Origin of the sequence: Streptomyces sp. NBC_01210 (assembly GCF_036010325.1) — a bacterium.
In the GTDB taxonomy this organism is placed as follows: Bacteria; Actinomycetota; Actinomycetes; order Streptomycetales; family Streptomycetaceae; genus Streptomyces.
The window spans coordinates 2173881-2186413 of the sequence record NZ_CP108549.1; the positions used below are offsets into that span (position 1 = coordinate 2173881).

Below are 12533 nucleotides of genomic sequence, written 5' to 3' on the forward strand. Positions count from 1 at the left end.
AGACCCGTGACGGACATCGTCGACGAACTGCAGTGGCGAGGGCTGATCGCTCTCTCCACTGACGAGGACGCATTGCGCAAGGCGTTCGCGGACGGTCCCGTCACGTTCTATTGCGGCTTCGACCCGACCGCGCCCAGCCTGCACCTCGGCAACCTGGTCCAGATCCTCACCATGCGCCGGATCCAGCAGGCGGGGAACCGCCCGCTGGGCCTGGTCGGCGGTGCCACCGGTCTGATCGGTGACCCGAAGCCGAACTCGGAGCGCACGCTGAACGCTCCGGAGGTCGTCGCGGCCTGGGTGGAGCGGCTGCGCGGGCAGATCGAGCGCTTCCTCGACTTCGACGGTCCGTACGCCGCGACCATGGTCAACAACCTGGACTGGACGTCGGGGCTCTCGGCGATCGACTTCCTGCGCGACATCGGCAAGTACTTCCGGGTCAACAAGATGATCGCGAAGGAGGCGGTCGCCCGGCGGCTGAACTCCGACGCGGGTATCAGCTACACCGAGTTCAGCTACCAGATCCTGCAGGGCATGGACTTCCTGGAGCTGTACCGGCGGTATGGCTGCACCCTGCAGACCGGCGGCAGCGACCAGTGGGGCAACCTCACCGCGGGCACCGACCTGATCCACCGGGTCGAGCCCGAGGCCGAGGTGCACGCGCTGGCCACACCGCTGATCACCAAGGCCGACGGCACGAAGTTCGGCAAGACGGAGTCCGGCACGGTCTGGCTCGACCCGGAGCGGACCACTCCGTACGCCTTCTACCAGTTCTGGCTGAACGCGGACGACCGGGACGTCTCCAAGTTCCTGCGGATCTTCAGCTTCAAGTCCCGCGAGGAGATCGAGGAGCTGGAGAAGCTGACCGAGGAGCGGCCGCAGGCGCGTGCCGCGCAGCGGGCGCTGGCCGAGGAACTGACGACGCTGGTGCACGGCGCTGACCAGTGCGCCGCGGTCGTCAATGCGTCGAAGGCGCTCTTCGGGCAGGGCGAGCTGGCCGAGCTCGACGAGCCGACGCTGCGGGCGGCGCTCTCCGAGCTGCCGCACGCCCAGGTCGCCGAGCTGGGCCCGGTCGTGGATCTGCTCGCGGAGGTGGGTCTCGCGCCGAGCAAGTCGGCTGCCCGCCGCACGGTGAAGGAGGGCGGCGCCTACGTGAACAACGTGAAGGTCACCGCCGAGGACGCCGTACCGGCGAAGGAGGAGCTGCTGCACGGCCGCTGGCTCGTGCTGCGCCGGGGCAAGAAGAACCTGGCTGCGGTCGAGGTCACGGCCGGCTGATCAGCCGCGGCAGAAGAACCGAGTCCGGTGGCGGCCGGGTGAGCTTCGTTGCTCACCCGGCCGCCGCCGTACCCGGCTCAGGCTCTCTGCCTCTTGCTCCGCATCGCGGTGTAGGCCATTTCGCCGAGGAAGACGATGACGACGGCCGCCAGGAGCTGGAGTCCGTGCCGGCCCCAGTCGATGCCCTTGGTCTCGGCGATGCCGAGACCCATCGCGAGCCAGTTGCCGAGCGCAGCGCCGACGATGCCGCAGATGGTGGCCAGCCACAGGGGCATGTGCTGCTTGCCGGGAAGGATCGCTTTCGCGATCAGGCCCAGCACGAAGCCCACGATGATCGCCCACAACCAGCCCATGGCTGCCTCCTCGTACGTGCTCCGCATGAGCAGTTACGCCGTCAGTCTCGGCCTGTCCGCGATACAGCGCATTTCGGGCGGCGCCATACGCACTACAGCGCAGTCGGGACACTCAGGGGGCTCCCCCGCTCTCGTAGGTGTCGGAGGTGCGGCGTACGGTGGAAGGCGTCAGGACCTGGGAGCGTCCGGCGTGGAAAATCGGTGGTGGAACCTGATGCGGAAGCATGGCAGTACGGAGGTCTTCCGGATCACGGGAGCCCGGCAGGGGCTCGCGGACGACGTCCGTGGCCGACAGCGCCGCTATGTGATTTCGATGTCGGTGCGGACCGTGGCGGTGATCCTCGCCGCCGTCCTGTGGAACGTCGAACGTCATGTGGCGATCGTGGCGCTGGTGCTCGGTGGGCTTCTTCCCTACATTGCCGTGGTGATCGCCAACGCGGGCCGGGAGAACGCGCCTTCGCTGCCGTCGACCTTCGTTCCGACCCCTTCCCGGCCGATGATCACGCCTTCCCCGGGACCGCCCACAGCCGCCGCGGCGGAGGACGAGCCGGAAGCCGGAGCCTCCGAGCGGGACCGTCGAGAGCGCGACCAGAGCTGATTTCACGGGGCTTGCGAAGCTCAAGAAAAGCTCAGATCAATCATGAAGTTCCGGTGCACCACACCCCGTTCCCCGTGACATACTTCGTAAGCGCTCCGCATCCCCCGTCGGAGCGACGGACCGACGCCGGGCAGCTCCCCCCGTGGCTGCTCGGCGTCGCCTTGTTTGGGATGAACATCAGTGAGTGACGAAACACCGATCTGCTCCGCCAAGGGCTGCCGCACCGACGCCGTCTGGGTGCTGGCGTGGAACAACCCGAAGCTGCACACTCCTGAGCGCCGCAAGACCTGGCTCGCCTGCGACGAGCACCGTGAACATCTCTCCCACTTCCTTGACCTGCGCGGTTTTCTCAAGGATGTGGTGACGCTCGAGGAGTGGGAGCGTGGCTCCTCCGGCTCGGGCTCGGGCTCGGATGCCGACCCGAGCTCGGGCTCGGATGCCGGCTCGCGCGGCCCGGAATCCGGCTCAGCCGCCGATCGCTGACATCGGCCGGTCGGGCTGCAGGAACGACGGGTCGTCAAGGCCCGATCCCGCCTTCTTGCCCCACATCGCCACCTTCCAGATGCGTGCGATCTCCTCGTCGGGTGCGTCCGAACGCAGCGCGGCGCGCAGGTCCGTCTCCTCGCGGGCGAACAGACAGGTGCGCACCTGACCGTCGGCGGTGAGACGGGTGCGGTCGCAGGCCTGGCAGAACGGGCGGGTGACGGAGGCGATGACGCCGACCCGGTGCGGTCCGCCGTCCACGGTCCAGCGCTCGGCGGGCGCGGATCCACGCTCCTCGTCGCCCTCCGTGGTGAGCGTGAAGCGCGTACGCAGGGAATCCAGGATGTCGCCGGCGGTGATCATGCCGTCGCGCTTCCAACCGTGCTGAGCGTCGAGCGGCATCTGCTCGATGAAGCGCAGCTCGTAGTCGTTGGCCACGGCCCAGGCGAGCAGCTCGGGGGCTTCGTCGTCGTTGAGCCCCGGCATCAGAACCGTATTGACCTTGATGGGGGTGAGGCCGGCGGCGCGGGCGGCCTCCAGGCCGTCCAGCACATCGCGGTGGCGGTCGCGGCGGGTGAGGGTCTTGAAGACGTCGGGCCGCAGGGTGTCGAGCGAGACATTGACCCGGTCCAGGCCGGCGTCCTTGAGCGCGGCTGCCGTGCGCTTGAGTCCGATGCCATTGGTGGTCAGCGACATCTGGGGGCGGGGCTCGAGAGCGGCGCACCGCTCGACTATTCCGACCAGCCCCGGCCGCAGCAGCGGCTCCCCGCCGGTGAAGCGGACCTCGGTGATGCCGAGCTCGGTGACGGCGATACGGATCAGCCGGACGATCTCGTCGTCACTGAGCAGATCCGGCTTGGCGAGCCACTGCAGACCTTCCTCCGGCATGCAGTACGTACACCGCAGATTGCACCGGTCGGTCAGCGAAACTCGTAGGTCAGTGGCCACACGGCCATAGGTGTCGATGAGCACGGTGGGCCCCCTCCCCGCTTGGCGGATCATATTGCCTTCGAGCCTACGCCAGGGGGCTGACAACTCCGGGGCCCGATTGTCACGAGGAGCGGCACGGCCGCGTCGTAGGACTCTACGACGCGGCCGTGCCCGGCGCTCGGTACTGCGTCCCGGGTCAGTGTGCTCCGATCCCGGTGAGGGACTTGACCTCGAGCTCCGCGTACTTGACCTTGTCGGCCTCTTCCTTCGACAGGAGGGAGCCGAGCCAGCCGAGGAGGAAGCCCAGCGGGATCGAGACGATGCCCGGGTTCTCCAGCGGGAACCAGTAGAAGTCCACTGTCTTGAACATCGAGGTGGGCTTGCCGGAGACGACCGGCGAGAAGAGCACCAGCACCACCGACGCGGTCAGGCCGCCGTAGATGGACCACAGGGCGCCCTGTGTGGTGAACCTCTTCCAGAACAGGCTGTAGAGGATCGTCGGCAGATTCGCCGATGCGGCCACGGCGAAGGCGAGTGCGACCAGGCCCGCCACGTTCAGATCACGGGCGAGCGCTCCGAGCGCGATGGAGACGACGCCGATGGCGACCGTCGCCCAGCGGGCCGCGCGGACCTCCTCCTTCTCGGTGGCCTTGCCCCTGCGGATGACGTTCGCGTAGATGTCGTGCGCGAAGGACGAAGAGGACGCCAGGGTGAGGCCCGCGACCACCGCGAGGATGGTGGCGAAGGCGACCGCGGAGATCACCGCCAGCAGAATCGAGCCCCCGGCGGATCCCGCTCCGCCGCCGATCTCCAGGGCTGCCAGTGGAGCCGCCGTGTTGCCCGCCTTGTTCGAGGCGATGATGTCGCCGGGCTTGAGCAGCGCGGCGGCACCGAAGCCGAGCACGATCGTCATCAGATAGAAGGCGCCGATGATGCCGATCGCCCAGATCACCGACTTACGAGCGGCCTTGGCGGTGGGCACGGTGTAGAAGCGGATCAGGATGTGCGGCAGACCCGCGGTGCCCAGGACCAGCGCGATACCGAGCGAGATGAAGTCCAGCTTCGAGGTGCCGGTGGCGCCGTACTTGAGGCCGGGCTCCAGGAACGCCGATCCCTTGCCGCTGTTCTTCGCCGCCGAGCCGAGCAGGTCCGAGAGGTTGAAGTTGAACTTCAGCAGGATCAGGAAGGTGATGAGCACGGTGCCCGCGATGAGCAGGACGGCCTTGACCATCTGCACCCAGGTGGTGCCCTTCATACCGCCGATGGTCACGTACACGATCATCAGTACACCGACCAGCGCGACGATCCCGATCTTGCCCGCGTCGCTGGTGATGCCGAGCAGCAGCGAGACCAGTACGCCCGCGCCCGCCATCTGCGCCAGCAGATAGAAGATCGAGACGACGATGGTGGAGGTGCCGGCGGCGGTGCGGACCGGTCGCTGGCGCATCCGGTAGGCGAGGACATCGCCCATTGTGTAGCGGCCGGAGTTGCGCAGCGGTTCGGCGACCAGCAGCAGCGCGACCAGCCAGGCGACCAGGAAGCCGACGGAGTACAGGAAGCCGTCGTAGCCGAAGAGGGCGATGGCGCCCGCGATACCGAGGAAGGAGGCGGCGGACATGTAGTCGCCGGAGACCGCGAGGCCGTTCTGGAAGCCGGTGAACTGGCGGCCGCCGGCGTAGAAGTCGGATGCGCTCTTGGTCTGACGGCCGGCCCACACGGTGATGAAGAGGGTCGCGACGACGAAGCACGCGAAGAGTGTGATGATCAGCGGCCGGTGCTCGCTCGCCCCTCCTCCGGCGGCGAACTGGACCGTGGGATATGCGGCGTACGCGGCGCTCATGCGTCGGCCTCCATACGGGACTTGATCGCCTCGGCCTTCGCGTCGAGCTTCGTGGAGGCGTAACGCGCATACAGCCAGGCGATGAGGAAGGTGGTGGCGAACTGGGAGAGTCCGAAGACGAGGGCGACGTTGATATTGCCGATGAGCTTCGTGCCCATGAAGCCGCCAGCGTAGTTGGACAGCAGGACGTACAGCAGGTACCAGGCGATGAAAGCGACGGTCAGGGGGAAGGCGAAGGAGCGGTAGGTGCGGCGCAGTTCGCCGAATTCCGCACTCTCCTGCACCTCGACGAACGCCTCTGTCGTGGGTTGAGCGGGGCTGGTGTCCAGACCGCCCGGGGGCGACGGTGCATCGGTAGCCACGGAATCTCCTCGCGACGCGGGTGCGGTGGGGAAGGACTTGGGGATGGTCACAGCGGAACCTCACGGTCGGGGACGGTTTGATGTTGCTCCACCCCCTGACAACGGCACGGAGAGCGCGTCGAAGTGGTTCAGCGTCGGCCTTTTTCTTCCCGGTTTCTTCTCGAACTGATTGATGGGGCCGCATGATCAGCGATAGCTTCGCTGGTCATGTACCCGCCCATTCGCGTCTGTCTGGGCGGTTGTCACGGATGATGTGGAGAACCCATGGCTCATCTGGGATCCAGACGGCGGCGCGCACTCGCCCTGCCCGCAGGTCTGGCGCTCACGGCCTCGCTCGGCTTCCTTCCCGCGGGAGCCGCCTCGGCAGCCCCGGTGGACGAGGTACCCGCCGCGGTGGTGACCGACGGCCCGAAGCTGTCGTACGTCGTGAACGTCAAGGGCGGGCAAGGCACCGCCAAGTCGGTCAAGAAGGCGATAGCCAAGGCCGGCGGTTCGGTGGTGATCGCCTACGACCGGATCGGCGTCATCGTCGTCCACTCGCAGAACCCGGACTTCGCCAAGACGATCCGCCAGGTCAGGGGCGTCGCCTCGGCCGGCGCGACGCGTACCGCGCCGATCGCCGCCGCGAGCGACACCTCGATCAACTCCGAGCGCCCGCTCACCGCCCAGGAGGCGAAGACCGCGGCGGCGCAGGCCGAGTCGGGGCAGGACCCGCTCGAGCCGCTCCAGTGGGACCTGCCCGCCATCAAGGCGGACAAGGCTCACGAGAAGACGCTGGGCAGCAAGAAGGTCACGGTCGCGGTCATCGACACGGGTGTCGACGACACGCACCCCGACCTCGCGCCCAACTTCAACGCCAACGCGTCGGCCAACTGCGTGAGCGGCAAGCCGGACACCACACCCGGCTCCTGGCGGCCGGCCGCCGGCGAGAGCGACCACGGCACGCATGTCGCGGGCACGATCGCCGCGGCCAAGAACGGTATCGGCGTCACCGGTGTCGCGCCGGGCGTCAGGGTCGCCGGCATCAAGGTGGCGACCACGGCCGGATTCTTCTACACCGAGTCGGTCGTCTGCGGCTTCGTCTGGGCCGCCGAGCACGGCGTCGATGTGACCAACAACAGCTACTACACCGACCCGTGGCTGTTCAACTGCAAGAACGACCCCGACCAGGGGGCCCTCGTCGAGGCCGTCACCCGCGCCACGCGGTACGCCGAGCGCAAGGGCACCGTGAACGTCGCCGCGGCCGGCAACTCCAGGATGGACCTCGCCGTCGACGAGATCACGGACACCACGAGCCCGAACGACACCACCCCGGTCGAGCGGGTGATCAACCCGCGTGAGTGCCTGGACATCCCGTCCCAGCTCCCCGGCGTCGTCACCGTCACCGCGCTCGGCGCCAAGGGCCTGAAGGCCTCGTACTCCAACTACGGCCTCGGCATGGTCGACATCTCCGCCCCGGGCGGCGACTCGACGGCCTTCCAGAAGCCGGACGCCCCCGCCACCGACGGCCGGATCCTCTCCACGCTGCCGGGCGGCAAGTACGGCTACAAGGCCGGTACGTCGATGGCCTCGCCGCATGTCGCGGGCGTCGTCGCGCTGATCAAGTCGAAGCACCCGCACGCTTCGGCGGCGCAGGTGAAGGCGCTGCTCTACGCGGAGGCCGACGACACGGCCTGCACCAACCCGTACGACATCAACGGCGACGGCACGGTCGACGCGGTGTGCGAGGGCGGCAAGCGCAACAACGGCTTCTACGGAACGGGTGTCGCCGACGCCCTGGACGCGGTTCGCCGGTAACAGTGCTGCTCGGGGCCGGACGCGGAGTGCCGCGTCCGGCCCCTGTGCGTGTCCACGGGTTCCTATGGCACTCGGGTGGCACTCAGTGCCATAGTGCGTGCATGGCTCACACATCCTTGAGCGGTACGCCTGCGAGCGGTCGGTCTTCGAGCGGTCGGTCGTCGGCCGGTACGGCCCACGCGTGGGCGGCGCTCGGCGGCGATCCCGCGCTCCTCGACCGCGTCCGGTACGAAGGCACGGGCGGGCTGCCCGCCCAACTGCCCGTCATGGAGCTGGCCCGCTCCTGCGTGGCGGTCTGCGCACTGGCCGCCGCCGAGCTCGCCGCGCGCCGCACCGGCGGCCGGGTCCCGGCCGTCCGGGTCGACGACGGAGCGGTGACCGCGGCATTCCACAGCGACCGGCTGGTGCGGGTCGACGGCGTGGCACCGACGACCTTCGCTCCGCTGTCCCGCTTCTGGCGGGCGGGCGACGGCTGGGTCCGTACGCACGCCAACTACCCGCACCACCGGGCCCGGTTGCTGGCCGCGCTCGGGCTGCCCGGCGACGCGGGCGTGGAGGCCGTCGCCGCCGAGATCGGCGGGCGCCGGGCCGCGGAGGTCGAGGAGACGGTGTACGCGGCCGGTGGTCTCGCCGTGGCCGCCCGTACGCCCGAGGAGTGGGCGGCGCACGAGCAGGGATCGCGGGCCGCCGCGCACCCGCTGCTGACGATCGCGCCGGTCCATGAGCGCGACGAGCAACCACCGCGCACCTTGCCGGAGTTGACGGGCGAGACCCTGCTCCCGGCCGCCGGGCTGCGGGTCCTGGATCTCACCCGGGTGCTCGCCGGGCCGGTCGCCACCCGCACTCTCGCCCTGCTCGGCGCGGATGTGCTGCGGATCGACGCTCCCGGGCTGCCGGAGAGCCAGGAGGCGCACAACGACACGGGCATGGGGAAGCGGTCGACCCGGATGGACCTGGGCGACCGGGTGGGCGATCGGCGGATCTTCGAGGAACTGCTGGAGAGCGCCGATGTGGTGGTGCTGGGCTACCGTCCCGGCGCGCTGGACCAGTTCAAGGGAATGACGGCCGACGCGCTCGCCGTACGCAACCCGGGGCTGGTGATCGCGCAGCTCTCCGCGTGGGGCCGGTACGGGCCGTGGGCCGAACGACGCGGCTTCGACAGTCTGGTGCAGGTGGCGACCGGTATCGCCGCGATCGAGGGCGGTAAGGGACAGCCCGGCGCGCTGCCCGCCCAGGCGCTGGACCACGGCACCGGATATCTGCTGGCGGCCGGGGTACTGCGCGCGCTCACCGAGCAGCACGACGAGGGCAGGGCCCGGCTGGTGCGGCTCTCCCTCACCCAGACGGCGGCCTGGCTGATGAACCGGCTCACGAAGGATCCGGCCGAGGAGGCCAAGGAGACCGAGAAGTCTGGTGCGTACGACTCCGAGCGGTGGCTCACGGAGACGGACAGCCCCATGGGCCGACTGCGGCACGCCCTGCCGCCGGTCTCCTTCGCCGGCGGCCCGGCCAACTGGTCACGCCCACCCGGCTTTTGGGGGTCGGACGCGCCCGAGTGGCGCTGAGCACGGTCGCGGAGGTTACCGTTGCCCGTCCGCCCGTCGTGCCCCGCCCGTACCTGGAGTCACCCGTGTACCACGAGAGTTCCTGGGAGCCGCTGCCCGCCCGGTCCGTCGCAGAGCTGACGCTGCGGTTCGTCCTCACCGTCATCGTGCTGCCACTGCACTGGGCGATGCTGCTGGCGGGCTTCGCGTTCTTCCTCGCGATCGCTTTCGTGGGCGATCTGTTCGCGCTGATCCCCGGGTTCGAGAAGGGCTTCGAGAAGACCATCGACGCGCTGGGCGACCGGCTGCAGGTCTGGCCGCGTTGGTTCGTGTCGTGGCCCGAGCTCCGGCACGAGGGCGACACGGCCTTCTACGGACGCCGCGCGGACAAGGAGGTGGCGGACTGGACGCGCAAGGCGACCGCGCCGCACGGCAAGAACAAGCCCGTGCCGCCGTCGACCTGCGAGATACCGGTACGCAAGTACCGTGCCGTGGGCGCCGGTTACGTCCTGCGGACGGCCGAGGCGCAGGGCTGGGCCCTGCGCCACGACGAGTACTCCGACCTGCCGCACGAGATCAGGCTGCGCCGCGTCCCCGAGCCGCAGACGACGGACGCGGGGAGCACGGCGGCCTCATCCGGCGATCCGGGTCAGGCCCCCTCGGTCACGGCTTGATGATGACCTTGAGCGCGGTGCGCTCGTCCATCGCCTTGTAGCCGGCCGGGACGCCGTCGAGGCCGACCGACAGATCGAAGACGGGCGAGGGGTCGATCGTGCCGTCCAGAATGTCGGGCAGCAGCTCGGGGATGTAGGCGCGGACGGGCGCGACGCCACCGCGCAGGGCGATGTTCCGGTCGAACATCACGCCGAGGTCCAGACCGGTACCGCTGCCGTGGGGCACGCCCACGTAGCCGATCGCGCCGCCGTCGCGGGTGATCCCGACGGCCGTGCGCATCGACTGCTCGGTGCCGACGGCCTCGATCACGGCGTGCGCGCCCTGGCCGCCGGTCAGTTCGCGGACTGCCGCGACTGCCGCTTCGCCGCGCTCGGCGACGACATCGGTGGCGCCGAAGGTTTTCGCGATGTCGGTACGCACCTGGTGGCGGCCGAGGGCGATGATCCGCTCGGCGCCGAGCCGCTTGGCAGCCAGCACGCCGCACAGTCCGACCGCCCCGTCGCCGACGACCGCGACCGTGGAGCCGGCCCGCACCGCGGCGCCCACGGCGGCGTGGTGTCCGGTGCCCATGACGTCGGAGAGCGCGAGCAGCGCGGTCAGCAGCCGGTCGTCGGATGCGGCTTCGGCCGGGAGCTTGACGAGGGTGCCGTCGGCGAAGGGCACGCGCACGGCCTCGCCCTGACCGCCGTCGAAGCCGACCGAGCCCCAGAAGCCGCCCTGCGGGCAGGACGTGTGCAGGCCCTCGCCGCAGAAGTCACAGGTGCCGTCGGACCAGACGAACGGAGCGACGACAAGATCGCCGGGCGCGAAGCCGCTGACCGCGGAACCGGCCTCCTCGACCACGCCGAGAAACTCGTGTCCGATGCGCTGCCCCGGCTGGCGCGCGGACTCGCCGCGGTACGCCCACAGGTCACTGCCGCAGATGCAGGCGCGCAGGACACCCAGGACCACGTCGGTGGGCTGCTGGATCGCCGGATCGGGCACCTCCTCCACGCGGATGTCGTGCGGGGCGTGGATGACGGTGGCGCGCATGCGGCGAATCCTTGCTGATCAGACGAGTGTCATACGGATGTACGACTCTCACGGTACGCCTGCGGAACCCGCGCCAGCACGCCAGTGGCCAGCAGCAGCTGCGCCGCGCAGTAGGTGAGCATGATCCAGAAATCGGGCACGGGCGGTTGCGGCCACTCGGCGACGCCGGTGGCGATCAGCGTGTCGGAGAGCAGAAAGAGCGCCCCGCCCGCGCCCGCGACGGGGCCGAGTCCGCTGGAGCGGCATGCCATGGCGGTGAGCAGCAGCGAGTAGCCGGCGACCGGGATGCGCAGCTCGGCGGGGAGGTCGGGCCAGAGCAGCGCGACGGTACCGACGAGGGCGGTGCCGTACACCGCCGCGAGCGGTGTGGACGTATGTGTACGTCGGAAGAGGACCAGGTAGCAGACGTGTCCGGCGGCGAACGACCCCATGCCGACGAGGAAGGCCCAGTCCGCGTCGCCGAGCAGGAAGACGTCGCCGACCCAGCCGAGGAGCAGTGCGGCGACCAGCGTCCGGGGCGCGCCGCGGGTGACGGCGTACGCCGCGAGCAGCGGCATGAGGAGGGGCTTGGCGATCTGGTGCCCGATGTCCGGGCCGAGGCCGAGGCAGGCCAGATCGCAGCCGACGGCGAGGAGGAAGGAGAGGAGGAGGGCCCGGCCGATCCGATCACGGGACGCCGCACGGCCCGCGACGGCGGTGCCGACCTGCGGCACCGCGCTCACGCGGCGTGCTCCGGCGCGGCAGCCGCCGCCGGGATCCCCGACTCCGGCGCGGTAGCCGCCGCCGGAGTCCGGGGCTCCGGCTGCCAGCCGGGTCCGCAGAAGACCCGCCCGGCCCGCTCGCTCCAGGTGCCCGCGGCCCGTACGTCCCGGGCGATCGCCGCGTACTCATGCGTGGCGACCCGCAGCGGGTTGGAGGTCTCGATGTTCTTGGTGAGCCCGAACACGGGCCGCTCGGTCTCGGGCGTGAACGACCCGAAGAGCCGGTCCCAGACGATCAGGATCCCGCCGAAGTTCCGGTCCAGATAGCCGCCCTGGGAGGCGTGGTGCACCCGGTGGTGGGAGGGCGTGTTCAGTACGTACTCGAAGGGCCGCGGCAGCTTGTCGATCCGCTCGGTGTGCACCCAGAACTGGTACACGAGGTTGGCGGACGAGCAGAAGGCGAGCGCGGCCGGATGCACACCGCACGCGATGAGCGGCAGATAGAACGGCCAGGCCGTCAGACTCGTCCAGGGCTGGCGCAGCGCCGTGGTGAGGTTGAACTTCCGGCTCGAGTGGTGCACGACATGGCAGGCCCACAGGATCCGGATGACGTGGTGGCCGCGGTGGGACCAGTAGTAGAAGAAGTCCTGCGCGAGCAGCATCAGCAGGATCGTCCACCACAGGACGGGGACGCGCGCGGGGGTGAGCTCGTAGACCGCGGTGTAGATCGCGACGATGGGGATCTTCCACAGGAAGTCGAAGACGAGACTGCCGAGCCCCATGCCGACGCTGGTGGCGGCGTCCCTGGCGTCGTATCCGGCGGCGTCCTCGTCCGGATGGAGGCGGACGGTCACCATCTCCAGGACGCTGAGCAGCACGAAGGCGGGTATCGACCACAGCACGACATCGGGCAGGTTCGGCATGGGTGCACCGTAGAGGCGGG

Annotated in this window: 13 protein-coding genes; 6 read left to right on the forward strand and 7 right to left on the reverse strand. The window is 69.6% G+C overall.

Annotated elements, in window-relative coordinates:
* The first annotated feature begins 6 nt into the window (after window positions 1-6).
* Complete coding sequence (gene tyrS / locus OG735_RS09830) at window positions 7-1275, forward strand: tyrosine--tRNA ligase (RefSeq protein ID WP_327322749.1); 1269 nt, start codon at window positions 7-9, stop codon at window positions 1273-1275.
* Between the two features lie 77 nt (window positions 1276-1352).
* On the opposite strand, the gene OG735_RS09835 is transcribed toward tyrS, so the two are convergent.
* Window positions 1353-1628: a GlsB/YeaQ/YmgE family stress response membrane protein gene (locus OG735_RS09835; protein ID WP_327328265.1), complete on the reverse strand. Its 276-nt coding sequence runs from the start codon at window positions 1626-1628 to the stop codon at window positions 1353-1355.
* Window positions 1629-1842: 214 nt separating this feature from the next.
* Between OG735_RS09835 and OG735_RS09840 the strand changes: the two genes are divergently transcribed.
* Together OG735_RS09840 and OG735_RS09845 are read left to right on the forward strand one after the other, a co-directional pair.
* Window positions 1843-2226 (forward strand): DUF3099 domain-containing protein, encoded by a 384-nt coding sequence (locus OG735_RS09840; RefSeq protein ID WP_327322750.1) that lies wholly within the window; start codon window positions 1843-1845, stop codon window positions 2224-2226.
* A gap of 180 nt (window positions 2227-2406) precedes the next feature.
* Complete coding sequence (locus OG735_RS09845) at window positions 2407-2709, forward strand: hypothetical protein (RefSeq protein ID WP_327322751.1); 303 nt, start codon at window positions 2407-2409, stop codon at window positions 2707-2709.
* On the opposite strand, the gene moaA is transcribed toward OG735_RS09845, so the two are convergent.
* The 3 genes from moaA to OG735_RS09860 all read right to left on the reverse strand — a co-directional run bounded on the left by moaA (window position 2692) and on the right by OG735_RS09860 (window position 5841).
* The gene (gene moaA / locus OG735_RS09850; RefSeq protein WP_327322752.1) at window positions 2692-3681 is read right to left on the reverse strand and encodes a GTP 3',8-cyclase MoaA; all 990 of its coding nucleotides are present in this window, start codon (window positions 3679-3681) and stop codon (window positions 2692-2694) included. The genes OG735_RS09845 and moaA overlap by 18 nt on opposite strands.
* A gap of 154 nt (window positions 3682-3835) precedes the next feature.
* The gene (locus OG735_RS09855) at window positions 3836-5479 is read right to left on the reverse strand and encodes a solute symporter family protein (RefSeq protein WP_327322753.1); all 1644 of its coding nucleotides are present in this window, start codon (window positions 5477-5479) and stop codon (window positions 3836-3838) included.
* Entirely contained in the window at window positions 5476-5841 is a 366-nt protein-coding gene (locus OG735_RS09860; RefSeq protein WP_327322754.1) for a DUF485 domain-containing protein, read from the reverse strand. Before OG735_RS09860 ends, OG735_RS09855 begins: the two co-directional genes overlap by 4 nt.
* A 264-nt stretch (window positions 5842-6105) precedes the next feature.
* Here OG735_RS09860 and OG735_RS09865 point away from each other — a divergent pair, with 264 nt between their 5' ends.
* From OG735_RS09865 to OG735_RS09875, 3 genes are all read left to right on the forward strand, one after another.
* The gene (locus OG735_RS09865) at window positions 6106-7638 is read left to right on the forward strand and encodes a S8 family peptidase (RefSeq protein WP_327322755.1); all 1533 of its coding nucleotides are present in this window, start codon (window positions 6106-6108) and stop codon (window positions 7636-7638) included.
* 101 nt (window positions 7639-7739) lie between these two features.
* Window positions 7740-9203 (forward strand): CoA transferase, encoded by a 1464-nt coding sequence (locus OG735_RS09870; protein ID WP_327322756.1) that lies wholly within the window; start codon window positions 7740-7742, stop codon window positions 9201-9203.
* 65 nt (window positions 9204-9268) lie between these two features.
* Window positions 9269-9856, forward strand: a complete 588-nt coding sequence (locus tag OG735_RS09875) for a hypothetical protein (protein ID WP_327322757.1) — start codon at window positions 9269-9271, stop codon at window positions 9854-9856.
* Here OG735_RS09875 and OG735_RS09880 read toward each other — a convergent pair.
* The 3 genes from OG735_RS09880 to OG735_RS09890 are packed head-to-tail and all read right to left on the reverse strand — an operon-like array spanning window position 9846 to window position 12513.
* Window positions 9846-10889: a zinc-dependent alcohol dehydrogenase family protein gene (locus OG735_RS09880; protein ID WP_327322758.1), complete on the reverse strand. Its 1044-nt coding sequence runs from the start codon at window positions 10887-10889 to the stop codon at window positions 9846-9848. The two genes, OG735_RS09875 and OG735_RS09880, sit on opposite strands and share 11 nt — an antisense overlap.
* 29 nt (window positions 10890-10918) lie before the next feature.
* Complete coding sequence (locus tag OG735_RS09885; protein ID WP_442812401.1) at window positions 10919-11611, reverse strand: lysoplasmalogenase; 693 nt, start codon at window positions 11609-11611, stop codon at window positions 10919-10921.
* The gene (locus OG735_RS09890; RefSeq protein ID WP_327322760.1) at window positions 11608-12513 is read right to left on the reverse strand and encodes a sterol desaturase family protein; all 906 of its coding nucleotides are present in this window, start codon (window positions 12511-12513) and stop codon (window positions 11608-11610) included. Before OG735_RS09890 ends, OG735_RS09885 begins: the two co-directional genes overlap by 4 nt.
* Window positions 12514-12533: the final 20 nt, after the last annotated feature.